This window comes from Leclercia tamurae, from assembly GCF_025566055.1.
Classification (GTDB): domain Bacteria; phylum Pseudomonadota; class Gammaproteobacteria; order Enterobacterales; family Enterobacteriaceae; genus Enterobacter; species Enterobacter tamurae.
Window position 1 is genome coordinate 40,220 of sequence record NZ_JAMHKS010000073.1, and the last position, 26,544, is coordinate 66,763.

At 54.2% G+C, this 26,544-nt stretch carries 21 protein-coding genes and 1 tRNA gene; 8 read left to right on the plus strand and 14 right to left on the minus strand.

All coding sequences use genetic code 11. The features are described 5' to 3' along the window. Nucleotides 1–318: 318 nt before the first annotated feature. The 7 genes from M8318_RS11840 to rraB all read right to left on the minus strand — a co-directional run bounded on the left by M8318_RS11840 (nucleotide 319) and on the right by rraB (nucleotide 8,433). Nucleotides 319–2,952 (minus strand): DEAD/DEAH box helicase family protein, encoded by a 2,634-nt coding sequence (locus tag M8318_RS11840; RefSeq protein ID WP_262662775.1) that lies wholly within the window; start codon nucleotides 2,950–2,952, stop codon nucleotides 319–321. A gap of 4 nt (nucleotides 2,953–2,956) precedes the next feature. Next, nucleotides 2,957–4,942 carry a site-specific DNA-methyltransferase gene (locus tag M8318_RS11845; RefSeq protein WP_262662777.1) on the minus strand — a complete coding sequence of 662 codons (1,986 nt, stop codon included), beginning with the start codon at nucleotides 4,940–4,942 and terminating at the stop codon, nucleotides 2,957–2,959. Between the two features lie 70 nt (nucleotides 4,943–5,012). Further along, nucleotides 5,013–5,648 (minus strand): hypothetical protein, encoded by a 636-nt coding sequence (locus M8318_RS11850; RefSeq protein ID WP_262662779.1) that lies wholly within the window; start codon nucleotides 5,646–5,648, stop codon nucleotides 5,013–5,015. Nucleotides 5,649–6,249: 601 nt separating this feature from the next. Continuing rightward, nucleotides 6,250–6,334, minus strand: a tRNA-Leu gene (locus M8318_RS11855). A gap of 104 nt (nucleotides 6,335–6,438) precedes the next feature. Next, nucleotides 6,439–7,170 (minus strand): topoisomerase II, encoded by a 732-nt coding sequence (locus tag M8318_RS11860; protein WP_262662781.1) that lies wholly within the window; start codon nucleotides 7,168–7,170, stop codon nucleotides 6,439–6,441. A gap of 34 nt (nucleotides 7,171–7,204) precedes the next feature. Further along, on the minus strand, nucleotides 7,205–8,008 hold the full coding sequence (miaE, locus tag M8318_RS11865; protein ID WP_408612242.1) for a tRNA isopentenyl-2-thiomethyl-A-37 hydroxylase MiaE: 804 nt from the start codon (nucleotides 8,006–8,008) through the stop codon (nucleotides 7,205–7,207). A gap of 2 nt (nucleotides 8,009–8,010) precedes the next feature. Beyond that, nucleotides 8,011–8,433, minus strand: coding sequence for a ribonuclease E inhibitor RraB (gene rraB, locus M8318_RS11870; RefSeq protein ID WP_166181443.1), 423 nt, complete (start codon nucleotides 8,431–8,433; stop codon nucleotides 8,011–8,013). Between rraB and argL the strand changes: the two genes are divergently transcribed. The 3 genes from argL (at nucleotide 8,323) to M8318_RS11880 (ending at nucleotide 10,480) form a co-directional block, all read left to right on the plus strand. Continuing rightward, nucleotides 8,323–8,628 carry a putative translational regulatory protein ArgL gene (gene argL, locus M8318_RS22740; RefSeq protein WP_371811782.1) on the plus strand — a complete coding sequence of 102 codons (306 nt, stop codon included), beginning with the start codon at nucleotides 8,323–8,325 and terminating at the stop codon, nucleotides 8,626–8,628. The genes rraB and argL overlap by 111 nt on opposite strands. Continuing rightward, nucleotides 8,598–9,605, plus strand: coding sequence for an ornithine carbamoyltransferase (gene argF / locus M8318_RS11875; RefSeq protein ID WP_262662785.1), 1,008 nt, complete (start codon nucleotides 8,598–8,600; stop codon nucleotides 9,603–9,605). Before argL ends, argF begins: the two co-directional genes overlap by 31 nt. 116 nt (nucleotides 9,606–9,721) lie before the next feature. After that, the gene (locus M8318_RS11880) at nucleotides 9,722–10,480 is read left to right on the plus strand and encodes an IclR family transcriptional regulator (RefSeq protein ID WP_166181440.1); all 759 of its coding nucleotides are present in this window, start codon (nucleotides 9,722–9,724) and stop codon (nucleotides 10,478–10,480) included. Between the two features lie 4 nt (nucleotides 10,481–10,484). Here the strand turns inward: M8318_RS11880 and M8318_RS11885 are convergent, their stop codons facing one another. The 5 genes from M8318_RS11885 to M8318_RS11905 all read right to left on the minus strand — a co-directional run bounded on the left by M8318_RS11885 (nucleotide 10,485) and on the right by M8318_RS11905 (nucleotide 17,233). Further along, nucleotides 10,485–12,098: a glycoside hydrolase family 43 protein gene (locus M8318_RS11885; protein WP_262662788.1), complete on the minus strand. Its 1,614-nt coding sequence runs from the start codon at nucleotides 12,096–12,098 to the stop codon at nucleotides 10,485–10,487. 12 nt (nucleotides 12,099–12,110) lie between these two features. After that, entirely contained in the window at nucleotides 12,111–13,493 is a 1,383-nt protein-coding gene (locus M8318_RS11890) for an MFS transporter (protein WP_225759720.1), read from the minus strand. A gap of 226 nt (nucleotides 13,494–13,719) precedes the next feature. Next, entirely contained in the window at nucleotides 13,720–15,687 is a 1,968-nt protein-coding gene (gene yagF, locus M8318_RS11895) for a xylonate dehydratase YagF (protein ID WP_262662790.1), read from the minus strand. A 14-nt stretch (nucleotides 15,688–15,701) separates the two neighbouring features. After that, on the minus strand, nucleotides 15,702–16,610 hold the full coding sequence (locus tag M8318_RS11900) for a dihydrodipicolinate synthase family protein (RefSeq protein ID WP_262662792.1): 909 nt from the start codon (nucleotides 16,608–16,610) through the stop codon (nucleotides 15,702–15,704). Between the two features lie 170 nt (nucleotides 16,611–16,780). After that, entirely contained in the window at nucleotides 16,781–17,233 is a 453-nt protein-coding gene (locus tag M8318_RS11905; protein ID WP_262662794.1) for a YhcH/YjgK/YiaL family protein, read from the minus strand. 203 nt (nucleotides 17,234–17,436) lie between these two features. Between M8318_RS11905 and M8318_RS11910 the strand changes: the two genes are divergently transcribed. The 5 genes from M8318_RS11910 to gbpA all read left to right on the plus strand — a co-directional run bounded on the left by M8318_RS11910 (nucleotide 17,437) and on the right by gbpA (nucleotide 21,088). Beyond that, nucleotides 17,437–17,541, plus strand: coding sequence for a pyrBI operon leader peptide (locus tag M8318_RS11910; RefSeq protein ID WP_181247286.1), 105 nt, complete (start codon nucleotides 17,437–17,439; stop codon nucleotides 17,539–17,541). A 34-nt stretch (nucleotides 17,542–17,575) separates the two neighbouring features. Then, a complete protein-coding gene (pyrB, locus tag M8318_RS11915; RefSeq protein WP_106994112.1) occupies nucleotides 17,576–18,508 on the plus strand; it encodes an aspartate carbamoyltransferase in 933 nt (310 codons plus the stop codon). A 12-nt stretch (nucleotides 18,509–18,520) separates the two neighbouring features. Next, complete coding sequence (pyrI, locus tag M8318_RS11920; protein ID WP_262662796.1) at nucleotides 18,521–18,982, plus strand: aspartate carbamoyltransferase regulatory subunit; 462 nt, start codon at nucleotides 18,521–18,523, stop codon at nucleotides 18,980–18,982. 74 nt (nucleotides 18,983–19,056) lie between these two features. Next, nucleotides 19,057–19,443 (plus strand): 2-iminobutanoate/2-iminopropanoate deaminase, encoded by a 387-nt coding sequence (ridA, locus tag M8318_RS11925; protein ID WP_106994110.1) that lies wholly within the window; start codon nucleotides 19,057–19,059, stop codon nucleotides 19,441–19,443. 184 nt (nucleotides 19,444–19,627) lie between these two features. Further along, nucleotides 19,628–21,088 carry an N-acetylglucosamine-binding protein GbpA gene (gene gbpA, locus M8318_RS11930; protein WP_262662799.1) on the plus strand — a complete coding sequence of 487 codons (1,461 nt, stop codon included), beginning with the start codon at nucleotides 19,628–19,630 and terminating at the stop codon, nucleotides 21,086–21,088. A 124-nt stretch (nucleotides 21,089–21,212) separates the two neighbouring features. Here gbpA and M8318_RS11935 read toward each other — a convergent pair whose 3' ends face one another. Further along, nucleotides 21,213–23,597, minus strand: coding sequence for a beta-N-acetylhexosaminidase (locus tag M8318_RS11935; RefSeq protein WP_262662800.1), 2,385 nt, complete (start codon nucleotides 23,595–23,597; stop codon nucleotides 21,213–21,215). Between the two features lie 200 nt (nucleotides 23,598–23,797). After that, complete coding sequence (gene mgtA, locus M8318_RS11940; protein WP_262662801.1) at nucleotides 23,798–26,500, minus strand: magnesium-translocating P-type ATPase; 2,703 nt, start codon at nucleotides 26,498–26,500, stop codon at nucleotides 23,798–23,800. Nucleotides 26,501–26,544 lie beyond the last annotated feature (44 nt).

Sequence of the window (26,544 nt, forward strand, 5' to 3'; positions counted from 1 at the left end):
TTTCTGTCTTTTCTGGATAAGAATACTCTAGTCTTTTGAGAAAAATTCTAATCGTAAACATCATGCCATCACATTCTGGCTTATTATATCTAATCCTGTAAGGCGGACACCTTCCCAGACACAATATGCTTTCTCTGTTAATGTTTAGCTAATTATTATTTCATTTATAGTTGAGTAAAAGTCTGTTTTTGCAAATTCATTTAAGTGCAATATTTGCATTTCACTCATTCACTTGAAATGGCTGACCATCTTTAAAGGAGATGACATTAAGATTAAGATAAAAGCGGAGTTTTGTGCTCCGCTTTATTACTTATTTGATTAGAGCAGTAGCGATGGAGTTTCCAGTGGCTCACCATCGTTAATTTTATCCTGCATATCTTTAATAAACACGTCCATTTGTTTGTTGGCAAAGAATTTTATTCCTACCAGTTTCACATCCTCATTTTCATCAATGATGATGCGATCTTTATCATTCAGTGTCTCAAGCATATTCTCTTTCCATGCATCATCCAATAATCTGTCATCTCCCTTCGGCTCAAGAAACACCTGCCAATATGTATTGTCAGCATGACATGTCAATATCATGATGAAGTCCGGCATAAATCCCCGCACTCCGTCAAACTCGGTCAACTTAAAACGCGTTGATTGCTCATCGTTACGTAGTACGAAAATGTCGTCATAACGGGCTTTCAGTTTCGGCATAAAAGCTGCCAAGACCTTAATTAGTTTATGCTCAAGTTGGTTAAGTATCGCGTTGTCATACGCATACCATTTTTTACCGATAGCATTCTCTGCAGTGATTTTCTGATTCACCGTTACGGATGGATCTATAAACAGGCTGTAATCTTTGATGACTTCCCTAACCGGTAGGCTGGTAAAGCGGTATGTCCCTTTCACCTTCTGTTCATTGCGTCTCACATTCTCTGAAATCCGCAGTAGTACGGTTTCTAGTAAGGTGAGTTTAGCTTTTGATGATATGGCAGAAAAATCGAGTGCCTGCGGAACAGTCACGGTAATTTTAAGCTTACCTAAGTAGTCATCACTATGGATGAACTCGCGAATACTGAGCAATTTCGGGAAGTAGCGTTGTAGGTTATCTAGCTCATAGAAGCAGATTTTATGCATCGCTTTACGAAAAAAGCGTTCATCTAGTACTAAAGGCTCCATTTTTATACCGCCGTCTACTGATGCGGCAGTCAGGTTATCTAAAGATTCCTCTCCGGAGGTCTGATAAGGTATCTCAAAATGAGTTTGCAGCGAGTAGGTTTCCCAGCATCGGCTACTATTCTCAATTTCTTCCACTTCATTGAAATACAGTTTACCAGTCTGATACACGGCGGATTTTTTAAATTCATCCTTCAGCTTTGCGTGTTCTACCCTGCCGCTGCCATCCTGCTGAGCGTCGATATCTGCCTGTTCAAGTGAGGCGTGCAACGTTCTGATATACGCCGGTTCATTGATAGTGTGGTAATGCAGTTGTTCCAGTACGCTTAAATCCTTTGCACTCGTATCAAAACGGCGGGTAAAGCTTTGCTTTCCGTCATAACGGAACGGGTAGTATCGTGCGCCACGTCCGATAAGTTGTGCCTCGCTGTCTGTGCCAGATTTGCTACTGCTAGCCTGCTCACTGATGCGGACAATATCGTAAAGATTGAGTACATCCCAGCCTTCATTGACTTTGGCAACGGCAAACACTGCCCTCACAGGATTATCGGTATCTTCCAGGGTGTTTAGCAGAACGGGATTTTCTTCCAGCAGATCTGACTTATTGACGTTCAATAAATTGAAGTTGTTAAAGTCTTCCTGTATTTGTCCAATAACTGTCACCAAATCACTGTCAGCGTAACGTTGTATTACTTTATTCCAGATACTGGTATCAGAGCTGATTTGTGCTTTTTTATTCGCCAGATGACGCCTAACACTTTCAGGCGTAAGGGCAGCAATCATCTGTGAAAATTCGTTCTGCTTCTCTTTCGAAGTGGCAATTTTATTTGACTTAAACAATATGACAGGTTTAAAGCCGGCGATACCATTATCGGCAGCCGTAAGTTTGCGGTATTGGCTTAACAATACCGCATCCAGCATCTTATCGCTGTCATTCTGGTTGGCTTCCAACAACATGACTTTTTTAGAGTAACCATCCGACATAAACTGTTTAAGGTCATACTGATACAAGACCTTGTCGCGGTACTTCTGCCCGATTTCTTTTTGTCCTAAGTCAATGGTGGCGGTGAATTCAAGAAGACGGTTATCGGGGCGTAGCGCCAGAACATTTTCAATTGTTCGTTCCCAAGTCAGCTCCTCGTACTCTTTTGAGTTTTTCTTCTTGCCCTTCGCTTTGGTGCCTGCATTGAAGTGATGTGCCTCGTCGCCAAGCAGCACGAGTGGGATTTCTTTCAGATCCTCAAAAGTGATACTGTTCTCACGATGGCTGTTCAGCTCGTCATGCATCTTATGAATAGTCGTTAACTTCAGATAAATTGTATTGCGTTCCGGTATGGACGGGAACGTCTCAACCGGCGTTACTGTTATTTTTTCCCCGTCGATTTCCATAGTTTGGCTGAACAGATACTTCGGCGACTGCGGGTTAAGAAGATTTTCACGCGTTTTTCGTATAATCGCATCTGTGTGCACAAAGAAGATGAAATTCTGATACCCGTATTCTTTTAACAAATAGAGTATCACACCCGCCATTACCATGGTTTTACCTGAGCCGGTCGCCATATGGAAAAGAAGATGACGGTAAAGTAGCTGCGCTTTTTCCCGTTTACGCTGAGTATAATGCAAGTAACGAAGCGCTCCGTGCTGGTATGGTCTCAGCTCGTCTTTCAAGTTCGCTTGAATGTAGTCTGGCGTCTCGTATTTATCCTGGAATAGTCCAGGCTCATCAAACTGTTTTAGTTGATTAAACAGTAGGGCCTGACTACCTACTGAAATGGGTTTCTTCGGCATGGGATCAATCCTTACTGTAGAAGCTGCGGGTGAACGCTTTGTCGCTCTCTGATATGTTTAAGTCGCCGTCATCCATATCCGAAGCGTCAACATATAGCTGGTTTTTATCAAGAGTTTCGATTAGTAACCGCTTCTGTTCATGGAGCTCAAGATCATTGAAGGCAACGGTTTGCAACACGCCCTCCACTTCATATTCAGTCGAAAGAACATTCTCCAATGCTACATGATAATTAAGATGCGCTTCTGTTCTCATCATACAAAACAGATTTTTAAGAGCCTCGTAAGACTGAGCTCTTTGTATTTCCTGCACAAAATATGCGTTCAACTCCATCAGCTCGGCATAGACAAAGCTGCCCCCACCCTGCCAACTAACGTCTTTGGAAATACCACCTTGTTCACCCTCGATTACTTTTTGCAGGCGCGGTATTGTGATATCATTTATATAATCCATCTGTTCAATACCTATATACCGACGTCCCATTTTATGGGCAGCAGCAGCTGTTGTTCCACTGCCGAGATGGAAGTCCAAAATTAAATCATCTCTCGCTGAAGTTATTTCTATCAACTTAGCGAGTAAACTTTCTGGTTTTGTATAATCAAATACATTCTTATCTAACAAAGTTGATATATGTTTTGTTGCATTATCATTAGAATATTTATTGTCTGTAAACTCAAGTGTCGATAACGCCTTAGTCCTATCGTAACTTACTACTTTATAACCTTTTGCTTCCTTGATTATCTTTGCATTTTGATATGTTTTAGTGTAAATCCTAGGCCTAGCCCCACCATTTCTTATTTCAATAAATCCATTTTCCAAACCAAATTCAAACAATTCCCGACTCCATCTCCATGCCCAGTCAGCTCTATTATGATGGCCTAAAGCTCTTGCTTCAAAGAGACTTACATCCCCGCCTGGATAATATACACCCCCATTAAGTTCAATTTTATAATCAAGAGATTTACTATACTGGAGGCTATCATAATCAAGAGTCTGATTTAATTTGTAAGTTCCCCTTTCCTCAAAGAATTCATCCTTATATTTAAAATTATCATCATCATGAGAAACTGCATACATGCATTTATTATTTATATTTTTCACATATAACAACACATAGTCATGATTCTTTGCAAAAATACTCGTAGATTTACCACCTTTCTTTGTGACTCTAGGGAATATAGCAATTCTATTACGTCTTCCAAAAATATCGTCAGCTAATGAACCTAAATAATTCACCTCGTTATCATCCACATTTATGGCAATTAGCCCATCGTCACGTAGCAGATCTTTTGCCACTTCAAGTCTGTTTTTCATGAAAACCAGCCACGTCGAATGACTGAATTTATCGTTATATTTAAAGCTATCTGTTTCCGTATTGTATGGAGGGTCTATATAAATAAATTTAACACTATTGGAATATCTATTTTTAAGAGAGTGTAATGCTATTAAATTGTTACCTTTAATTATAATATTATCGTTTTGATTAAATTTTCTCAGTTTTTTGTTAATAACTCCACTTTCATATTTTTGTACATTTGAGAATATCTTAGGAGAGAAAAGCCGATCTATTTCATCACGAGCAATGATTTCATTGTAATAGACTTCTTCTTTACCCTGCTCTTCTTTTGTCATCCCTCCTTCAAGTACGCAATCCTTGAAAGGGAAGTCCAATACTACATCTGAGCTGTAATCAAGATATTTACCTTCACTAGTTAATCCAATTTTATTACGGTATTTAGTAAAGCTATTAGCCCAATATTCTTTATATTTAAAAAGACTGCACAGTTTATCAAAGTCAAAAATTAAAATGTCGTCAATTTGCGTACCATAAACCGATTTTATTTTTTCATTAGCAATTAATGCCTTGATTAAGTCAGGTTTTTTATGCCTGATAGCATCACTTACCATCGAACGGTGTAATTCCTCACCGTTCCAGAAGTCTGGAAAACATTTTAAAACTTTATTCAATTCTTTGATTAATTCTGTTTGCATGTCATTACCTTACGACAGATTAAGAAAATAATAGTAACCAAATAAATGGTTTTGCAAATTTCTGCGCTTACTAAGCTCTATCGCGCTTTATTATTTTATATAACACTTCCCCATTCGTCATTCTTGATAGTGTTTGAGCGAAAGGTATATCGTTATCAAGGATACGCTTCACATCTCTTGCGGATAAGGGTTTATCTAACATAGCGAAATTAGATAAGACTTGGTATCGCATCGAGCTATGACTAATTTTTTCAGGATGTGGTTCATCTATATTTATACCACTACCAATACCATAAGCTACAATTCCAGAACCTGATTCATATAAAAAAACAACATCTCCTTTTTTTATTCTATTCATTTTTCCAATGTAGTCATCTTCAAAGGTGGCAGCAATTCCCTTCTCTAATATGATATTATGATCAAATATACTGTTGGTTTTATTTGTGTTTAAAAGAAAATAAGACACCCCGTTATTTTCTTCAACAGTTTCTATTATTTCGCTCTCATCTCCCCTTTTCATCTTACGCCACTCAGGAATAGCATAATCGGAGATCAACTGATAGATAACATCTTGTCTTGTACAGCCAACAACATCGGCAATTTCTTGGAGTACTGCATTTTCTTCATTGGTGACACGAACACTTAAAGTCACCGTATTCTTAATATCGGAATTGAATTTTTTATTGAGATTATTGAGTAGACTCATAGTTGTATCCAATCATTAACGTCTTATCAGCATATATGAATCTACAACGCAGTCAACAGGTGAATCCGTTTTTGAATCAGATAGTGATTCAAAAACGGATTCACCTGTTGACTGCGTTGTATATCGCTTCGATGGGCTCTAAATCTATGCTGAGAAAATATGCGACAAACAATATATCAATATGATTTGAATGTATAATTCCTGAAATGTAACTTAAGAATTACAACAAAATTTTCAATGAAGACTGTCTGGATGAGATTAGATTTAGAAATCCGCTGGATGGCCATGATGCGATCTTGATACAAAGTGTTCGAGAATTGTACTTCGTCTATTTTTGTCAGGGGTCGGCTTTAGACCTGTGAGAGTTCATTAATAGTCGCAAACTTTAGTAGCCTTTATATCATAGCACTTCAGTAACCTCATTAATGCTACTAACAGTACTGAAGTTATGTTCACAAATTCCTTAGTCATAAACTTAAAAGCGGCTTGATATGGATTGACTCAGATGAATTTTTTTTCAAAAAACTGCAGAAAGCCTAGTGTGGTGCAAATTCCAGACACAAAAAAAGCCGCCCTTAAGCGACTTAATTTTTGCATCTTATGGTGCCGAAGGCCGGACTCGAACCGGCACGTATTTCTACGGTTGATTTTGAATCAACTGCGTCTACCGATTTCGCCACTTCGGCACTGAAGGGGATGCGGAAACGTTGTGGATTATACCTGTCGCGCGCCGCCATGCAAGCGGCGACGCGCTAAACCGCGCTAAGTGCCCAAAAAACCAGCGCCCACATCAATCCAGTTCCGTCACCGCCAGCCGGATCACCCTCGCCGCCTTCTGCTCCGGCAGCGCCAGCACCTTCGCCCACATCGCCTGCACCAACTCGCAGGTGAGCTTCTCTTTGCCCACCGCGTTCTCCGGCATCACCAGCAGCTGGATCGCCACCCCGTACTGGCTGGCGAGTTCCTGCATAATCGGCCGCACATCCTCCACGGCTGCGGCATGTTCCTCCGGGGTAACGGTGTGGCGATCTTTACCCCAGCCCGCGCGCATCATCTCGGCGTCGGCCTGCAGGCGGCGCTGCATCATATCTTTATCCAGCACCCGCATCGGGTTGACGCCGCCCTTCACGGCCGGGAATAAGAAGCGGAAACAGGCATCGTCACTCACCTTCTGAATGGCGGCGGTCTGCTCCATGTTGATCGTCATCCAGGCCACCGCATTGGCGTCGGGGGCATATTGCAGGCGCGACATCTGTAGCGCGAGGATCTGCGGCTGGACCACGTCGATGATCTCCTGCTCAGACTCCCCCGCTTTATGCATGGTAAGGATCTGCTCGCGGATGCGTGTCACAAACCGGGGGTCCTGCTCCTTCAGCACCTGCCAGGAGGGCATGGCGTTGAGGACGGTATCAAGTCGATGTTCGGGGGTGTTCTGCAGGCGCTGCTTGTCGTAATAAACCCAGAAGGCCACTGCTGCGGAGATAACCGCTACCACTGCTATACGAGTCCACGCTCTTCTCATCGTTACGCATCCTTGATCCTTTAGCTATGCCGGTTTACACCGGCACGCCGCTATGGAAGCGAAACGTATTGTCCGGTGATGAGATCAGTGTGGCTTCTATTTCGCCAAAAAGCTGTATGCGGGGAGAGATATCGTTATCGCTGACCTGTTGGGCAAGCGTCAGATAGTCCTGATAATGCCGCGCCTCGGAGCGCAGTAAGGATAAATAAAACTTCTGCAACTCCTCGTCGAGGAACGGGGCCAGCGCGGCGAAGCGTTCGCAGGAGCGCGCTTCGATATAGGCGCCGCAGATCAGTTTGTCGATCAGCGTCAGCGGCTCGTGGGTGCGCACGGCGGACAGCATCCCTTTGGCGTAGCGGCTGGCGGTGATTTTGACGTAGGGGATGTTGCGGGACAGCATCGCCTCGCGCACCTGCCAGAAGTGGTGCAGCTCCTCTTTAATCAGCAGCACCATGCTGTCGATGAGCGCCTGGCCCCAGGGGTCTTCGGTCTTGGGCATCACGCTTTTGCCAATCTGCTTATGCAGGGCGACAAAATCCGGTTCCGGGCCTTCGCGGAAGGTAAAGGCTTCATAGGGCTTGAGCCACTCGAGTAGCGCGTCGGCACCGCTCTCGTCGGCAACGTATTTTCGCACTAATAACAGCGCGGTCTGGGCAGCTTTGAGTTCGCACACCATATGGTCGGTGAGCAGCAGCGGCAGGTTCGCCGGGTCGCGGGCTTTATCAATCCACGCTTGCGGGGTCGGGCACTGGAGGAAGTTGAGAACAGGGGCGAGTATCTGCGGGTAATCCATTGTTATTCCTGAAACACAGCGGCAGCCGAAGCTGCCGCAAATCATACTTAGTGACGCACGCCGTTATCGTCTTCGTCGAAATCTTCGTCGTCTTCTTCGTCACCCTCTTCGCCGTTCGGATCTTCGAAGTAGGTGCCCCAGCCGTCGTATTCCACTTCAAAACGTTCAGCCAGGTCCATCAGCTGTTCAACCTGGGCGTCGATCAGCTCTGCCTTCAGCGCGCCTTCGCTCAGGATGTCGCAGCAGATAACGGTATCGCCCTCTTCCACTTCCAGCTCTTCTGGCTCAGTCACTTCGTAACCCAGACGGAACGCTTCAACCGCCAGCTTTTCCAGCGCTTCGAAATCATCCGCAGAGAAATGGTGCTCGATGGTGTACAGCGCATCCGGATCGCTGCCGTCTTCCAGCAGTTCTTCAATAATCAGTCGCGTCTCTTCGCGCTGTTCTTCCAGCAGTTCTGGGTTTGCCATGGCTCGTTCCTCTTTAAAGTGCGGCAGATACTTCTATTTTCACACACGGATGTGTTTGCCTCCACCTTTGTAAGAAAGATTTGTGAAACAGGGTTGCAACTGCATATTGATACATATAAATTGAATTTTAATTCAAAAAGTGGCCTTTGCCATGTGAGGATAAAATGTCTGAACTGTATAAAAAACACTTCCTGAAATTGCTCGATTTTACCCCTGCACAGCTCACCTCCCTGCTTGCCCTGTCGGCACAGCTGAAGTCCGATAAGAAAAAAGGGAAGGAAGTACAGAAACTTACTGGCAAAAACATCGCGCTCATCTTCGAAAAAGACTCAACCCGCACCCGATGCTCTTTCGAAGTTGCCGCATTTGACCAGGGCGCACGTGTTACTTATCTCGGGCCGAGCGGCAGCCAGATTGGGCATAAAGAATCAATTAAGGATACCGCCCGCGTGCTGGGCCGGATGTACGACGGCATTCAGTATCGCGGTCATGGCCAGATTGTTGTCGAAACCCTGGCGGAATTTGCCGGTGTGCCGGTATGGAACGGGCTGACCAACGAGTTCCATCCGACCCAGCTGCTGGCGGACCTGCTCACCATGCAGGAGCATCTCCCGGGCAAGGCGTTTAACGAGATGGTGCTGGTCTATACCGGCGATGCGCGTAACAACATGGGTAACTCGATGCTGGAAGCGGCGGCCCTTACCGGGCTGGATCTGCGTCTGGTGGCCCCGAAAGCCTGCTGGCCGGAAGCGAGCCTGGTGGCGGAGTGCAGCGCGCTGGCAGAGAAGAACGGCGGCAAAATCACCCTCACCGAAGATGTGGCGGCGGGCGTGAAGGGCGCGGACTTTATCTATACCGACGTGTGGGTGTCGATGGGTGAAGCCAAAGAGAAGTGGGCGGAGCGGATTGCGCTGCTGCGTGGTTATCAGGTTAACAGCCAGATGCTGGCGCTGACCGGCAACCCGGAGGTGAAGTTCCTGCACTGTCTGCCGGCGTTCCACGACGACCAGACCACCCTGGGCCAGCAGATGGCGAAAGAGTTCGATCTGCACGGCGGGATGGAAGTGACGGACGAGGTATTTGAATCGGCGGCAAGTATTGTATTTGACCAGGCGGAAAACCGGATGCATACGATTAAGGCGGTGATGGTGGCGACGCTGGGTCAGCCGTAGTGCGGTCTGGTGCCCTCTCCCACGGGGAGAGGGAGAACATCTCCTCCAGCCGATTGATTTTTCAGCTAAAAAAAGGTACTTTTTCGCCTGACCCCCAGCGTGGACAGTGCCTATTTATGCCTATTATTCAATCTGTTGAACGTGCCTTACAGATCCTCGATCTGTTTAACGAACAGGCGACGGAACTCAAAATCACCGACATCAGTAAACAGATGGGTCTGAGCAAGAGCACAATCCACTCGCTTCTCAAAACCCTGCAGCTGCACGGCTATATCGATCAGAATCCGGAGAACGGCAAATACCGCCCTGGCATGAAGCTGGTCGAACGCGGTCATTTTGTGGTGAGCACCATGGATATTCGCCAGAAGGCGAAGCACTGGCTGACGGAGCTGTCGGAGCGTACCGGCCAGACCACCCATCTGGGCATTCTGGACGGGCGCGAAGGGGTTTACATTGAGAAGATTGAAGGCAAGCTGGCGGCCATCGCCTACTCGCGCATTGGCCGTCGCCTGCCGGTACATGCCACCGCCATCGGCAAGGTGCTGATTGCCTGGCTGAGCGACGCCGAGCTGAACACCCTGCTGGAGGGTTATCAGTACACCACCTTTACCCCGGCGACCCTGGCCTCACGCGAGGCGCTGCTGGCCGCGCTGGCGCAAACCCGCGAGCAGGGTTATGCCCTCGACAGCGAAGAGAATGAGCAGGGGGTGCGCTGCGTGTCGGTTCCGGTGCGCAACCATGAATCCCGGGTTATTGCCGCCCTGAGCCTGTCGACCTTAACCTCTCGTGTTGATGATGCCGAACTGACCCACTTCCGCGAGCAGTTGCAGGAGGCCGGGCGCCAGCTCTCACGCGCCCTGGGCTACCCGGCCTGAGCCGTTATACCGGCTCGTAGGTGAAGTAATCAAAATCAGCGTGGCAGCCGTCGCCGCTGATGTCCTCGCAGTGCAGCCCCACAAAGGCCCCGGTGAAGAAGCCGCGCCCGCCGATATAGTCGTCCGACAGTTTCCACGCCTCATACGTGACGGGCACCGTGTGCCACAGCTCCCCGTCAAACGAATAGCTGTAGCGATAGATCAGTTTATCCACCTCCACGCGCAGCCAGATGCTCTGCGCCTCATCCGGCACCGGAATGGGCTGTTCGTGCAGCGGCCATGACGGCACGTTGTGGTCAAGCTGGATCACCTTGATGGTTCTGCCCTGCCCCTCCTCGTAATCGACAAAGCAGTAACTCCAGTTTTTGCTGTTGTAGTAGCAGGTCAGGCCCGCGCTCTGCTGGAAGTGACGCGGAGCGAACTCCATTCGCGTTTCGGCGCGGAAGGTGACGTGCTGCCAGCGGCGCGCCACGGTGGACTGGGTGAAGGTCGAGTTGAGGGAGTCATTGCCGTACAGGCGTAAGAAGCCTTTACGCGCCCGCAGGGAGCCGAGGTTATCGTCGAACGGAATGCGCAGGGTCTGCAGCTCCGGGTCAAGGCGCTCGCCGTCAAAATCATCCCGCCAGTCGGGCTGGGCCGCGCCCGGAGTCTCGGTCATTTGCGGACCTGGCACCGTCAGTTGGGCGTGTTTACCTCCTTCCACGTACGGCCAGCCGTCGCGCCATTCGATGCGTGCGATCCCCGTTTCACGTCCCAGGGAGCAGTATCCGCGCCCGCCGGCTCCCAGCAGCGGAATGCCCGGCAGACGCTGCGGGCGGCTGGTGAGCCAGGCCATGTACCACTCCCCGGTGTGGGTCTGGAGCAGCGAGCCGTGGCCGCTTTTTTGCAGCGGGTTCTCCGGCAGATGCCAGCTGGTCATCATCGTCACCTCCGGGTGCAGCTCGTACGGGCCTTCCAGGGTTTTTGCGCGCAACACCACCACCGCGTGCTCGTAGCTGGTGCCTCCTTCGGCGACCATCAGATAGTACCAGCCCTCTTTACGGTAAATGTGCGCCCCTTCGGTGTAGCACAGCGGCGTGCCGGTGAAGAGGGTTTTACGCTCCGGCGACAGGGTGCGGGTCTGCGGATCAAACTCCTGCATCACGATGGTGTTATGCGGATTACTGTGATGCCGCGGGCCCCACGGGCGGTAGATATAGTATTTGCGGCCATCGTCGTCATGGAACAGGGAGGGATCGAACCCGCCGTTGCCCATCGGGATCGGCTCACTCCAGGGCCCTTCGATGGAGGGGGCGGTCACCAGGAAGTTACGCCCGTTTTTCCACGGCGAATCGACAATTTTCACATCGGTGTAGAGCAGCCAGAACTGTCCGTCGGCGTAGCTCAGGCACGGGGCCCAGATGCCGCCGGAATCCGGGTTGCCCTTCATATCCAGCATCGACACGCGATCCAGCGGGGTGCTCACCAGCCGCCAGTTTTTCAGGTCGCGGGAGTGGTAAATACGCACCCCCGGGAACCACTCAAAGGTCGAGGTGGCGATGTAGTAATCCTCGCCCTGACGGCACATCGACGGGTCCGGGTTGAAGCCGGTCAGAATCGGGTTGGTAATGGTGTACATAGTGCCTCCTCCTTAATGAGATGGTGCCGTTGCGGCGTCGGGGATGGCTTCGCCCTGCGCCGCGCGATGCCTCAGCAACTGCTGACTGATAGCTTCCACCCGCGCATCCGAGAGCTTATAGAACGACAGCATGGTAAACATGCCCACGTAGAGCACCACCGGCACCACGCAGAACAGAATTTTGATGGTGGTTAACACCTCAACCGGCTGGACGCTGTTACCGGCGGAGTAGTTAACGTACGCCAGGATCCAGCCCACCACCGCGCCACCAATCGCCAGACCGATCTTCAGGCTGAACAGATAGGTCGAGAACACCAGCCCGTCCAGACGGCGGCCGCTGCGGCTCTCTTCGTAATCCACCACGTCGGAGGCCATCAGCCACTGCAGCGGCGTGGTGGTGTTAAAGACGAACAGGAACAGAATGTTGAGGGCGAAAATCAGGGCCATATGCTCAGCCGGGGTGAAGAAAATCAGCAGGCTGATCAGGGAGTAGATAACGATAATCCATTTGAAGGCCTTCACCCGGTCGAAACGCCCCAGCAGACGGGAGGAGCAGAGCGAGCCAAACATGGTGGCGATGCTGCCGTACAGCAGGAACTGGGTCGCCATCTCCGGGTGGTCCATCACGTATTTCACGAAGTAGAGCGTCGCCCCGCCGCGCACCACGTTGGAACAGGTGGCCATCATCTTGAAGGCGCACATGATCCGCCACTGGCTGTTGCCGAGCAGCAGCTTGAGATCTTTTGCTACCGACGATCCCGGCTGCACCTCAAAGGTGTAGCGCTCTTTGGTGGTGAAGAAGCAGACGTACAGCAGCACTACGCCGCTCAGCCCGAGCACGCACATCGCGCCAAAGTAGCCGAGCTGTTCGTTGCCTTTACCGATGATCCCCACCAGCGGCAGGGCAATGCCGCTGATCGCCAGCGATCCCGCCGCGGCGAGGAAGAAACGCCACGACTGGAGGGCATGACGCTCTTTCGGATCGGCGGTGATCACCCCCGGCATGGCGCAATACGGTACGTTCACGAAGGTGTAGACCAGGGTCAGCAGGATGTAGGTGACGCAGGCATAAATAATTTTGCCGTTGGCGGAGAAATCCGGGGTGTAGAACGTCAGCATGCAGACGATGCCAAACGGGATCGCCCCCCACAGCAGGAACGGACGGAACTGGCCGTGGCGGGTGCGGGTGCGGTCCACCAGCAGCCCCATCAGCGGGTCGGTCACCGCATCCAGCACGCGAGAGACTAAAAACAGCGTCCCCATGATGCCCGCGGAAAGGCCAAACACATCGGTATAGAAATAGGCCAGCAGAAACATGGTCGCCTGCCAGACAAAGCCGCAGGCGGTATCACCCAGCCCGTAGCCAATTTTATCTTTCATGGTTAATTGCATCATCAGATATACACCCTTATTTCGTGTGCTGAATGACAACATCGTGTTAATGGAGTGTAATAAGCTGTTCAATTAACCAGCAATGGTCATATCTTGTTTCTGAATTATGTTATTTTGCTTTTGTGATGCCACTCGATATATATCAACTTATTGTTTTACTTGATAAATAAAAACAAATGAAAACAGCCCGCGGGATATTTCCCGCAGGCTAAAACGGTTAAAAATATAATTACAGTCCGAGCGCTTTTTTACCGGCGTTTATTACCTCGATAATTTTATCCGTGTCGTAAATACAGCCTTTCCAGGTCCCGCCACTCACCGACTGTAATGCCGCCCACAGGCGGGTATCGTCGGGTAAAAAATCATGGGCGTGCAGTTCCGGGTGTGGCTGACGACGCGCCAACTCAATCGCCCCCTCTTCCGGGGTGAGCGGTGCCAGTGGCGTGCCGATAAAGTTGACGCTGCCGGTCAGGGAGAGGCGATCCACCGCGATCTCGATGATGTCGTTATCGCGCAGCTTGCCAATCGGCCCACCCGCCAGCGCTTCGGGGGCCACATGGCCAAAACAGGCCCCGGTGGAGACGCCCGAGAAGCGGGCATCGGTGATCAGCGATACGGTTTTACCCCAGGAGACATGCTTGAGCGCCGAGGTCAGCTGGTAGGTCTCTTCCATCCCGGTGCCGGACGGCCCACCGCCGATCACCACCATAATATCGCCCTGCTCGATCTCGCCGCTTTTGATCGCCTTGATCGCCCGGGCTTCCGAGACAAATACCCGCGCCCGGCCCGTATGACGGTAAACACCATCTTCACCTACTACCGACGGGTCGATCGCCGTGGCCTTGATCACCGATCCTTCCGGGGCGATGTTGCCCACCGGGAAGGCCACCGTGGAGGTGAGCCCGCGGGCTTTGGCGCGTTCCGGGGGCAGGATCACGTCGTCCGGCTCGATGCCGTCCTGCTCGCGCAGGCACTGGCGGAAGCGCTCCCGCCGCTCGGAGGCCTGCCACCAGTCGAGGTTCTCCCCGACGGTCTGGCCGGTAACGGTCATGGCATCCAGATGCAGCAGACCGAGATCGCGCAGATGGAGCATCACCTCCGGCACGCCGCCTGCGAGGAACGCCCGCACCGTCGGGTGATAATCCGGCCCGTTCGGTAATACGCTCACCAGCCGCGGCACCTTGCGGTTGATGCGCGTCCAGTGGTCGACGTCCGGGATCGTGCAGCCCGCCGCATGGGCGATGGCCGGGATATGCAGCAGCAGATTGGTGGAGCCGCCGAACGCGGCATGGATCACCATCGCATTCTCAATGGCTTTGTCGGTGAGGATATCGCGGGTGGTAATGCCGCGGTTATCCAGTTCAAAGACCGCCCGCGCGGACTGGCGGGAAATCTCCAGCCACACGTCCTGCCCCGAGGGAGCCAGCGCCGAATGTGGCAGCGCCAGGCCTAAGGCTTCGGCCACCACCTGGGAGGTGCCTGCGGTGCCGAGGAACTGGCAGCCGCCGCCCGGCGAGGCGCAGGCCCGGCAGCCCAGCTCGGCAGCCTCCTGCAAGGAGAGTTCATGGTTGGCGTAACGCGCCCCGATGGTCTGCACCTTCCCGGCGTCCTCGCCGAAAGTTGGCGGCAGCGTGGCGCCACCCGGCACCAGAATGGTCGGCAGGTTATGCATCGCCGCCAGCGCAATCATGGTGGCGGGCAGGCCTTTGTCACAGGTGGCGACGCCAATCACCGCCCGGCGCGTGGGCAGGGAGCGGATCAGCCGACGAAAGACGATGGCCGCATCGTTGCGGTACGGCAGGGAGTCGAACATCCCGTGCGTGCCCTGGGAGCGCCCGTCGCACGGGTCGCTGACAAAGGCAGCAAAGGGGATCCCGCCGTTGCGGGTGATCTCTTTGGCCGCGGCCTGCATCTGGAGACCAATTTCCCAGTGGCCGGTGTGATAGCCCAGCGCAATCGGACGGCCATCCCCCGCGCGGATCCCGCCCTGGGTGCCGATAATCAGCACCTCTTTGCCGGTAAGTTTATTGGCATCCCAGCCCATTCCGGCGTTCTGCGTCATGCCAAACAGGTTGCCGCTCGGGGATTCCATCAGCATCTGCGGGGTCAGGGGCAGCGCCCCCTGCGGCCCGGCCGCGTGGGTGATCACCGAATAGAAGGCGTCATCCTGCGGGGTAAAAATCGTTTCTATCGACATGATTATCTTCCGGCTCAGCAGAGCTTAAGCTGTTGCAGCAGCGCTTTCAGCTGCGCCTTGCGCGGTTCATCCAGCGGCCCGGCAGGCGGCAGCACGTGGGTGGAGACCGGACGCACGCAGAGTGAAATGGCCTCTTTAATCACGTTCACGAACGGCGCATCCAGCTGATACATCTGCGGGATTTGCAGCAGGGTCTGATGATAGTGCGCCGCCCGGGCCAGATCCCCGTCGCGGAAGGCCTGCAGCAGATTCACGGAGATCTGCGGGGCAAAGTTGCCGCTGGCCGAGATTGCCCCGTCGCCGCCCAGCAGCAGGGTGTTGAACAGGTGATCGTCATAGCCGCACAGCACCACAAAGTCCGGGTGCGCCGCCTTAACGGTGAGGATCATGCTGCGCAGATGGGCCACGGAATCAATGGTGTCTTTAATCCCAACGATATTGCGGCGGGAGTCCACCAGGGTTTTGACCAGCGCCGGGGTCAGATCCTGCCCGGTCAGCGCCGGGAAGTTATAGAGGATCACCGGCAGGGTCACGCTGTCGGCCACCTGCTCGAAGTAGCGGATCAGGTTCTGCTCAGACACTTTCCAGTAGTAAGGGTTGATCACCACGATGCCGTCCGCACCAATCTGCTGCGCGTGCTGGCTGAGCGCGATAGTTTCCCGGGCATTGGTGCCCCCGGTGCCAATCAGCACCGGTACGCGGCGATCCACATGCGCAACGGCAAACTCGGCGATGGCTTTACGCTCGTCGGTGTTGAGCTGGGAAAACTCGCCCCCGCTGCCGAGAAAGAACAGGCCATTGACGCCGGCGTCGATCATGCTGTCGATTAACGCGGCGGTCCCGGCTTTATCCAGGGCACCGTCGGCGGTGAAGATGGTGGAGACGGGGGGAATAATCCCCGAGAACTGTACAGTCTGCGGCATGCGATCTCCTTGCTGATTCATTTTGTTCTACATTATAGAACAGCGTTCGTTTATTTAACGATCATACTATGACGCAGAAAAAGCGCAGGACAATGGGAGCAGGAGAAGGAGTGCGGGAAATTTAAGCTGGATCACAAATTGCCCTCACCCAAAGGGTGAGGGGGAAGGTATTACCCCACCAGCATCTTAACCACCACCTTGCGCACCTGCGCCGCGGTGCCCACTGCGCACAGCGGTTTGTGGACTTCGCCCGGGTAGAAGACCACAAAGTCGCCTTCGTTCAGCACCACAGTTTTCTCCTGCTCACCGCTCGGCAGAAACGCGATATCTTTATCCGCCAGCCAGTCAGTATCCGGGGTGCCGTTTGGCAGGGTGCTGAAGGTCATCCCTTCCTGGCCTTTCAGCACGATCTGAATGTCCAGATAACGGGCGTGATACTCCGCGCGGCGCTCTTCGAACGGCTGGGTCATGTCCTCGGAAACCAGGAAGAACAGGTTGTTGCCGTCGATGTCGTGCTTACCGGTTGGAGTCGCGTCTGACACATGCGTTTTAACGTGCTCAATCGCCTGACGCAGCTCCTGCGGCAGCCAGGACTGGAGGTTGTGAATGTTGCCTACGATCATGGTGAAATCCTCAATATAAAACATCGTTTCATTTTCAACTTTTATACGAGAAATTCAGCTGCCATACCACCCCTTTTTGTCCGGGATTTGCTCTTGCGCATAACCATGCATGCGGAAACCTTTACGTTGCTTAAAGTGTGCATTATTCGCTTGATCCGCGATTCAGGCTGCGTATAATGCCCCACAATTTGCCAGGAGGAAGCATGGTCAAACATGGTCGACAGAGTGCCGTAGCGCGTCTTAAAACAGACGCTGGCCTGCCGTTTTTCTTCCCGTTGCAATCCCTATTCCAGAAGCCCCTCATTTGAGGGGCTTTTTTTTGCCCGGCGTCAGGAGATAAAAATGAATCCGCTTTATCAAAAACACATCATTTCCATCAACGACCTCAGCCGTGAAGAGCTGGAGCTGGTTCTCGCAACCGCGGCAAAACTGAAAGCTAACCCGCAGCCGGAGCTGCTGAAGCACAAGGTGATCGCCAGTTGCTTCTTTGAAGCCTCCACCCGTACCCGCCTGTCGTTCGAGACCTCCATCCACCGTCTGGGCGCCAGCGTGGTGGGCTTCTCCGACAGCAGCAACACCTCACTGGGCAAGAAAGGTGAGACCCTGGCGGACACCATCTCGGTGATCAGCACCTACGTCGACGCCATCGTGATGCGTCACCCGCAGGAGGGCGCCGCGCGTCTGGCGACCGAGTTCTCCGGCGGCATCCCGGTACTGAACGCCGGGGACGGGGCCAACCAGCATCCGACCCAGACCCTGCTGGATCTGTTCACCATTCAGGAGACCCAGGGCCGTCTGGAGAACCTCAACATCGCCATGGTCGGTGACCTGAAATATGGCCGCACCGTCCACTCCCTCACCCAGGCGCTGGCGAAGTTCAACGGCAACCGCTTCTACTTCGTCGCCCCGGACGCGCTGGCGATGCCGCAGTACATCCTCGATATGCTTGATGAGAAAGGCATTCAGTGGAGCCTGCACGCCAGCATCGAAGAGATGATGGCCGAGGTGGATATTCTCTATATGACCCGCGTGCAGAAAGAGCGTCTGGACCCGTCGGAGTACGCCAACGTCAAGGCGCAGTTCGTCCTGCGCGCCAGCGACCTCGAAGGCGCGCGCAGCAACATGAAAGTGCTGCACCCGCTGCCGCGTATCGATGAGATCACCACTGATGTAGATAAGACGCCGCACGCCTGGTACTTCCAGCAGGCCGGGAACGGCATCTTCGCTCGCCAGGCGTTACTGGCACTGGTTCTGAATCGCGACTTAGCTCTGTAAGGGGAAATGACCATGACACACGATAACAAACTCCAGGTCGAAGCCATCAAACGTGGCACCGTAATTGACCATATCCCTGCGCAGGTGGGCTTCAAGCTGCTGACCCTGTTCAAACTGACCGAAACCGACCAGCGCATCACCATCGGCCTGAACCTGCCCTCCGGCGAGATGGGCCGCAAGGATCTGATCAAAATCGAGAACACCTTCCTGACCGACGAGCAGGTTAACCAGCTCTCCCTGTACGCGCCGGATGCCACCGTTAACCGCATCGACGACTACGAAGTGGTGGGCAAATCCCGTCCTAGTCTGCCGGACCGCATTAATGGCGTGCTGGTGTGCCCGAACAGCAACTGCATCAGCCATGCTGAGCCGGTAAACTCCAGTTTTGCAGTGAAAAAACGCGCCAGTGACATCGCGCTCAAATGTAAATACTGCGAAAAAGAGTTTTCCCATAATGTGGTGCTGGCCAACTAATTGAGGTTGGTAATGGATCCTGGCCTCCCTATAATGGCCAGGAACTTACTAAATGCTGTTATTCAGGAGAAATCATGACCAAAGTACTCGCGACGGAAAATGCACCTGCAGCTATCGGCCCATACGTTCAGGGCGTTGATCTTGGCAGCATGATCATCACCTCCGGCCAGATCCCGGTGAACCCAAAAACCGGTGACGTGCCGGAAGACGTCTCTGCGCAGGCACGTCAGTCGCTGGAAAACGTCAAAGCGATCGTCGAATCCGCTGGCCTGAAAGTGGGCGATATCGTTAAAACGACGGTATTCGTGAAAGATCTCAACGATTTCGCCACCGTTAACGCGACCTACGAAGCCTTCTTCACCGAGCACAACGCGGGCTTCCCGGCGCGCTCCTGCGTGGAAGTGGCGCGTCTGCCAAAAGACGTAAAAATCGAAATTGAAGCGATTGCCGTGCGTCGCTAATAGTTGATTTTGAGGTGCAAAAGGCAGCCCTGGCTGCCTTTTTTATTATCTGAATACACAGAGCGAAATAACCTTCAAGCATTTTCATTATTCTTTTTCATCGCAGCTTAAAATGACTAATTTTTTATTCCGGACGACACTAGCCGTGCCCAAAAAGCATTAATCTCTTTTAATGGAATAAAAAATGAAACTGTCTAAAATTGCACTGGCACTTGCCACTCTCACGGTTGCTTCATCGGCTTTCGCTCACGGTTGGGTTGAGTCCCCAGCAAGCCGCGCTTATATGTGTAAGCTCGGTAAAAATATTGACTGCGGTTCCGTACAGTGGGAACCACAGAGCGTAGAACGCACTTCTGGCTTCCCTGAAGGCGCACTGCCACCAGACGGACAGCTGGCCAGCGCCGGTATCTCCCAGTATTCTCAGCTGGATCGCCAGAGCCTGAATGCCTGGACTAAAACCCCTATTACTGCTGGTAAAAATACTTTTACCTGGTATCACACTGCGCCACACAAAACGCAAAACTGGCGCTGGTATATTACCAAGCAAAACTGGAATCCAAATAAACCGCTGACCCGCGATCAATTTGAATTAACGCCGTTCTGTACCGTTAACGGTAACGGCCAGGCGCCTATGGTACGTCAGGAAATGAATTGTAATGTTCCTGAGCGTACTGGCTACCAGGTTATTTACGCCGTGTGGGAAATTGCTGATACCACTAACAGCTTCTACCAGGCGATCGACGTTGATTTCGGTAACGGCGGCAACGTAACGCCAGACGAAACCCCAGCAGTGGTTTCCGAGTGGACCAAAACCCTGAACGGCCAGATCTCTGGTAACAACGTGAACGCAGGCGACAAAGTTATCGCTCGCTTCTTCGATGCTAACGGTGAAGTCGCTTCCATGCGTACTGAACTGACTGTAGCGTCTGCTTCCCAGGGCCAGGCTAGCCAGTGGTCATTCGACCTGGCGCAGGCAATCAATGCGGCACACAGCGATGTGCGTGTTGGTATGAAAGACGAAAGCGGTGTGGTTAACCCGGTTCACGGCGCGAACAACGTCTACGTGAAAGACGGCAGCACCCTGAAATCTGTCGCAATCTCTTATGAAGAGCAGCAGACTCAGGCCAGCGAAGATATCGCTGTGTCCAACGTGCAGTTCAGCAAAATCAAAGATGGCGCGGCAACCGTGACCTTCCACGTGAACACCCAGGGTGATGTAAACCTGGAAGCACGTGTGATGAACCACGCTGGTGCTGAAAAAGGCTATGTGAAGCAGGACATGAATAACGCCAACCAGGACGTTACCATGACCCTGAATGACGTGACCCCAGGTCACCACATGCTGAAATACTTCGCGACTAACAAAGATGGCGTACTGTTCGCGCAGGACGTGATTGACATGATGCTGGAAGGCGAAGCGTCAAACACCGACAACGGTGCAGCGGGTAAATACGACTACACCTTCCCACAGAACATCGCTTCCTACAAAGCGGGTACCGTGGTGCTGCAGCCGAAAAATGGCAAAACGTACCAGTGTAAGCAAGCGCCATACAACGGCTACTGCGTTCAGTACAAAGCTGGCGCTAACCAGTTCGAACCAGGTGTAGGTTCCCACTGGCAGATGGCGTGGACCCTGAAGAAGTAAGGTGTCCTGATGCCCGGTAAACAGGCTTGTGCGGTCTGTTTGCCGGGTGACGGCTTCGCCTTACCCGGCCTACGGGTAGGTGCGGACGTTCCAGGCCCGGTAGCGTAGCGCTACCGGGCTTTTTTTACTGATTGCGCGTCGCACGCAGCAGTTTCTCCAGCGGGTAGACCGCCGCAATCACCACTTCATCCTGAATCTGCGCCGCCTTATCCAGCTCGCTTTGAATCGACGCGATCTCGGTATCATCCAGCGTTCCCTGACGCGCCACCAGATCCGTTAAGCGCAGCCCAATCGCCGCCAGCTTATCCACCGTCTGAATCACCGGCTTCATCGTTTTCAGTTGATAGCTGCTTTCGGCCAGCGCCAGCGCGTCCGGGGTATTGCTCTGCCAGCGGGTAAACAGATGACGCAGCGACTCCGCGCTTTCGCTGTCTTCCGCATCACTCACCAGCCGCTCGGCCCAGCGGTTCATCTGCCGCACGGTGTTGCTTTCCGGCGCCAGCGCGTCGGCCAGGCGGTTCAGCGGCTCAAACAGATCGTAGTTCCCGGCCTGGAACTTGAGATGATTGCGGGTGTAATACTGAGCAGGCTCCAGCGCCTGGGCGAGGATATTCAGCGCCATGGTGTCGGTGGTGTTCCCCAGACGGGTGAACTGCACCTGCTGGCGGGCGTGTTGCTGCAGCCCCACCGAGACCGTCGACCAGCTGTCCATCGCCTGCAGGCGGGTGTACATATTATCCACATCGTTCACCTCCTGCGCCGACCACAGCCGCTCCGCCACCGCAAACGCCCGCGGCCACAGCTTGATATCCAGCACCGGGGCCGCCACGTTTTCCGCCCATAAGGCCGCCTCGCCGCCCAGCAGATTGGCCTGCTGGCTGGCATCCGGCACCGCCGGGGCGATCCCTTCCGGCACTGCATCCAGCCGCTGGCCGGTCACCGGGTAGCGGCTGTTGCCCAGCAGGAAATAGCCCTCAATCTTGTCGTCTTTTACCGTCACCACCGGACGGGTCTCCCCCATCCAGGTATCGACGGTAAAGCTCACCTGATTGTCGCTGCGCCAGTCGATCTCCTGCACCGCCCGCCGGGATTTGCCAGCGAAATCGATAAACCCGCGCCAGCCCGCGTCGCCTTTCACCAGCGTAAAGCTCCCCTCCACCGGTTTGCCCTTCAGGCGCGGCAGAGTAAAAGACCAGCTCTGTGCGCTGTCGCGGTCGGTGATCGCATCCACGTTGTTCAGCCCCTGGGGCACGATCTCATTCCGGTAGTGATAGGCGGTGTACTGGGGTTGATCGAGATAAAACCCGGTGGAGAGGATCCCTTTGTAGCCCTGCTTTGCCACCTCGCCCAGCGCGTCCTGCCCCTGCCAGGACTGGATCAGAATGCTTTTCGGCAGATCCGGGTGGAAGATCTCGTCCCAGCCCACCATCTGGCGCTGGTTTTTCTCGAGGATCGTCTCCAGCTTGCGGTTGAAATACGCCTGCAACGCGTGGCTGTCGGCAAGCTTGTTGTCGCGCATAAACTGCTGAATGGCCGGATTGGCTTTCCACTGGCTGTCGTCCACCTCATCGCCGCCGATATGCAGATAAGGATCCGGGAAGATCGCCGCCAGTTCGGCGACCATCGCCCCGGCAAAGGCGTAAGTGGCCTCTTTCGTCGGATCCATCACCGGCTTGAGCACGCCCCAGTGACGCTCCATCTGGTAAGGCCCCGGGGCGCTCATCAGCTCCGGGTAGGCCACCGCAATGGCCGAGGCGTGGCCGGGCATGTCAATTTCCGGCACCACGCGAACGCCACGCGCGGCGGCGTAGCGCACCACGTCGCGCATCTGATCCTGGGTGTAGAACAGCCCATCGCTGGCCAGCCCGGTCAGTTTCGGGTAGCGCTTCGAGGCGAAACGCCAGCCCTGATCGTCGGTTAAGTGCCAGTGCAGGACGTTGAGCTTCGCCGCCGCCATACCGTCGATCTGGCGCTTGATGTCCTCCAGCGGAATAAAATGGCGGGCCGAGTCGAGCAGCAGGCCGCGCCACGGGAAGCGCGGCGCATCCTCAATAGCGACCCACGGCAGGGAGGTATTCTCCGGGCCGGTCTGGATCAGCTGGAGCAGGGTCTCCATAGCCCGCAGAGCGCCGAAGCGGGTGTTGGCGGTAATAGTCACCCCGCTGGCGTCGACGGTGAGTTTATAGCTTTCATCGCTGTCCGGTTTGGGCAGCGGGGCTACCTTGCGGGCGATAGCGATGGTGACCGTCGGTTTTTCAGGTTTGTCGGCCTGGGGCTGAAGCGTCCAGCCGGTTTGCAGCGCCACCCGCTGGCGCAGGCGCGTCACCGCATCGCCGAGATCGTCCCCGGAGACGCTGACGGAGAAGCTATTGTTGATCGCCAGCGCGCCCTGGGTAGCAGGACGTTCGACCTTCGCAGGCCAGGGCATCAAAGGGAGATCGCCTGCCGGGGCGGCAAACGCAGAAAAACCGAGCATAAGCCCGGCGGTCAGGAGGCTGTACCGTAACATGAATGTTCCTTATTTGACGGGCCGAAAAAAGGCAAAACATTCTGTTAACATGTGCGCAAATTAGCGTCAAGCGCGGCGGGTGATGAAGATCACAGGTTGTTGAATTTGAGACAAAAGCGATGCGCCGGGTGGCGGCTTCGCCTTACCCGGCCTACGTGAGGATCGTAGGCCCGGCAAGCGCAGCGCCGCCGGGCACAAACCTACTGCCATCCATACCGACGGCTATAGAACCCTTTCACCAGCTGGGTCAGGACCATATACCCGGCAAGGATCGCCACCAGCCACGGGAAGTAGCTCAGCGGCAGCGCCTGCAATTGCAGATACCCCGCCAGCGGCGAGAACGGCAGCGCGATGCCAAGCACCATCACCAGCCCCGTCATTACAATCAGCGGCCAGGCGGCGCGGCTCTGCAGGAACGGGATCCGCCGGGTGCGGATCATATGCACAATCAGGGTCTGCGACAGCAGCCCGACCACGAACCAGCCGGACTGGAACAGGGTCTGCTGATCCGGGGTGTTGGCGTGGAACACAAACCACATCAGGCAGAAGGTGAGAATGTCGAAGATCGAGCTGATCGGGCCGAAAAAGAGCATGAAACGGCCGAGTTCTGCTGGCTCCCAGCGTTGCGGCTTCTGGATCTGCTCCTCGTCGACGTTATCAAACGGGATCGCCACCTGGGAGATGTCATACATCAGGTTCTGGATCAGCAGATGCAGCGGCAGCATCGGCAGGAACGGCAGAAACGCGCTCGCCACCAGCACGCTGAAGACGTTGCCGAAGTTCGAACTGGCGGTCATTTTGATGTACTTGAGCATGTTGGCGAAGGTGCGACGGCCTTCGATCACCCCCTCCTCCAGCACCATCAGGCTCTTCTCTAGCAGAATGATATCCGCCGCTTCCCGGGCGATATCCACCGCGCCGTCGACCGAAATCCCGATATCCGCCGCACGCAGCGCGGGCGCATCGTTGATACCGTCCCCCATAAAGCCCACCACGTGCCCCTCGCGCTTCAGCAGGGTGACGATGCGCTCTTTGTGCATCGGGGTCAGGCGCGCGAACAGCGTGGTGCGCTTCGCCAGTGACGCCAGCGCGTCGTCGGAGAGGGTTTCGATCTCGCTGCCCGTTACCACCTCGCCCGCGTCCAGTCCTACTTCGCGGCACACTTTTGCCGCCACCAGCTCGCTGTCGCCGGTGAGGATCTTCACTGTAATGCCGCTGGCTTTCAGCGCTTTGAGCGCCGGGGCGGTGGTCTCTTTCGGCGGATCGAGGAAGGCGATGTAGCCCTCGAGGATCAGATCCGATTCGTCGATGCGCTGGTAATCCCCAACGCGTGCTGGCAGGAACTTGCTGGCCACCGCCACCACCCGCAGCCCCTGGCGGTTGAGGTTGTCGGTGACGCGCCGGATGCGCCGCAGCATGCTGTCGTCCAGCGGGACAATTTCACCGTTATGCCACACCTGCGTACAGACGCAGAGGATCTCCTCCAGCGCCCCTTTGCAGATCAGCTGATGCACGCCCTGCTCTTCGCTCACCACCACTGACATGCGGCGGCGCTCAAAATCAAAGGGGATCTCATCCACCTTCTGCCAGCGGGTCGAGAGGGTGCGAGCGGCGGCTTCATCCACCCCTTCCAGCACCGCAACGTCGAGCAGGTTCTTCAGCCCGGTCTGGTAGTGGCTGTTCAGCCAGGCGGTATTCAGCACCCGCTCGCAGACCTTGCCGGAGACGTCGGTATGGTGCTCCAGCACGATCTTGTCCTGGGTCAGAGTCCCGGTTTTGTCGGTGCAGAGGATATCCATCGCGCCAAAGTTCTGGATAGCGTCGAGGTGCTTGACGATCACCTTTTGCTTCGAGAGTTTTACCGCCCCGCGTGCCAGGGTCGAGGTGACAATCATCGGCAGCATCTCCGGGGTGAGCCCCACCGCCACCGAGAGCGCGAACAGCGCCGCTTCCCACCAGTCGCCTTTGGTGTAGCCGTTAATCAGCAGCACGATGGGCGTCATCACCAGCATAAAGCGGATCAGTAGCATGCTGACGCGGCCAATCCCCTGCTGGAAGGCGTTGGGCTCGCTCTCCTGCTCGCTGACGCGCCCGGCCAACTGCCCAAACCAGGTGTTGCCCCCGGTGGCGATCACCATCGCCTGCGCCGTGCCGCTGACCACCGTGGTGCCCATAAAGCACAGGGTATCGCACTCCAGCGGGTTGCTCTGCTGCGGATCGCGGCTGTGGGCGACTTTCTCCACCGGCAGGGATTCACCGGTCAGCGAGGCCTGGGCCACAAACAGGTCCCGGGCCTGGAGAATGCGTAAATCTGCCGGGATCATGTCCCCGGCCGCCAGCTTCACCAGATCTCCCGGCACCAGCTGGTCAATCGGCACCTCCCGCCAGCCGCTTTCCCCTTTATCGTTAAGGGTGCGTAAGACGGTGGCGGTGTTGCTGACCATCGCCTTCAGGGCATCCGCCGCCCGGGTGGAGCGGGCCTCCTGGATAAAGTTCAGCAGCGTGGAGATGCCCACCATCAGGCCAATCACCCCGGCGGCAAACAGGTCTTCGGTGGCATAGGAGATAAGGCCCAGCACCGTCAGCAGCAGGTTGAAGGGGTTGCGATAGCAGCTCCAGAGATGCACCCACCAGCGGGCCGGTTTTTGCGCCGGGATCTGATTCTCGCCGTGCAGGGCGCGGGCGGCGTCGACTTCTGCGGCCGTCAGCCCTTCCGGGTGGCTGGTAAAGGTGCGCCACAGCGCGGATTCTTCCATCGCAGCCACCCGCAGACAGTGGGCGGCAAGCGCACCGGGGATGACGGTATCGGTTTTGCCTGTTGCCATCGGGACGCGCTGCACCAGACGGCGCGGCAGGTGGCGGCTCAGCCGGGTAAACAGCTGTTGGGTGAAGTTTTTGAACATAATGCGTCTCCCGCCCCCGCAAAAACGGAGGCAGTCTTGCCTTC

What these genes read in the sequence shown, in the direction of transcription:
- M8318_RS11900 (WP_262662792.1), bottom strand. Translation starts at nt 16,610, where the DNA reads ATGCCGCAGACTGTACAGTTCTCGGGGATTATTCCCCCCGTCTCCACC.
- M8318_RS11850 (WP_262662779.1), bottom strand. Translation starts at nt 5,648, where the DNA reads ATGAGTCTACTCAATAATCTCAATAAAAAATTCAATTCCGATATTAAG.
- yagF (WP_262662790.1), bottom strand. Translation starts at nt 15,687, where the DNA reads ATGTCGATAGAAACGATTTTTACCCCGCAGGATGACGCCTTCTATTCG.
- pyrB (WP_106994112.1), top strand. Translation starts at nt 17,576, where the DNA reads ATGAATCCGCTTTATCAAAAACACATCATTTCCATCAACGACCTCAGC.
- rraB (WP_166181443.1), bottom strand. Translation starts at nt 8,433, where the DNA reads ATGGCAAACCCAGAACTGCTGGAAGAACAGCGCGAAGAGACGCGACTG.
- gbpA (WP_262662799.1), top strand. Translation starts at nt 19,628, where the DNA reads ATGAAACTGTCTAAAATTGCACTGGCACTTGCCACTCTCACGGTTGCT.
- M8318_RS11885 (WP_262662788.1), bottom strand. Translation starts at nt 12,098, where the DNA reads ATGTACACCATTACCAACCCGATTCTGACCGGCTTCAACCCGGACCCG.
- mgtA (WP_262662801.1), bottom strand. Translation starts at nt 26,500, where the DNA reads ATGTTCAAAAACTTCACCCAACAGCTGTTTACCCGGCTGAGCCGCCAC.
- argL (WP_371811782.1), top strand. Translation starts at nt 8,323, where the DNA reads ATGGTGCTCGATGGTGTACAGCGCATCCGGATCGCTGCCGTCTTCCAG.
- M8318_RS11935 (WP_262662800.1), bottom strand. Translation starts at nt 23,597, where the DNA reads ATGTTACGGTACAGCCTCCTGACCGCCGGGCTTATGCTCGGTTTTTCT.
- M8318_RS11880 (WP_166181440.1), top strand. Translation starts at nt 9,722, where the DNA reads ATGCCTATTATTCAATCTGTTGAACGTGCCTTACAGATCCTCGATCTG.
- M8318_RS11905 (WP_262662794.1), bottom strand. Translation starts at nt 17,233, where the DNA reads ATGATCGTAGGCAACATTCACAACCTCCAGTCCTGGCTGCCGCAGGAG.
- M8318_RS11860 (WP_262662781.1), bottom strand. Translation starts at nt 7,170, where the DNA reads ATGAGAAGAGCGTGGACTCGTATAGCAGTGGTAGCGGTTATCTCCGCA.
- M8318_RS11845 (WP_262662777.1), bottom strand. Translation starts at nt 4,942, where the DNA reads ATGCAAACAGAATTAATCAAAGAATTGAATAAAGTTTTAAAATGTTTT.
- ridA (WP_106994110.1), top strand. Translation starts at nt 19,057, where the DNA reads ATGACCAAAGTACTCGCGACGGAAAATGCACCTGCAGCTATCGGCCCA.
- argF (WP_262662785.1), top strand. Translation starts at nt 8,598, where the DNA reads ATGTCTGAACTGTATAAAAAACACTTCCTGAAATTGCTCGATTTTACC.
- miaE (WP_408612242.1), bottom strand. Translation starts at nt 8,008, where the DNA reads ATGATTTGCGGCAGCTTCGGCTGCCGCTGTGTTTCAGGAATAACAATG.
- M8318_RS11910 (WP_181247286.1), top strand. Translation starts at nt 17,437, where the DNA reads ATGGTCAAACATGGTCGACAGAGTGCCGTAGCGCGTCTTAAAACAGAC.
- M8318_RS11890 (WP_225759720.1), bottom strand. Translation starts at nt 13,493, where the DNA reads ATGATGCAATTAACCATGAAAGATAAAATTGGCTACGGGCTGGGTGAT.
- M8318_RS11840 (WP_262662775.1), bottom strand. Translation starts at nt 2,952, where the DNA reads ATGCCGAAGAAACCCATTTCAGTAGGTAGTCAGGCCCTACTGTTTAAT.
- pyrI (WP_262662796.1), top strand. Translation starts at nt 18,521, where the DNA reads ATGACACACGATAACAAACTCCAGGTCGAAGCCATCAAACGTGGCACC.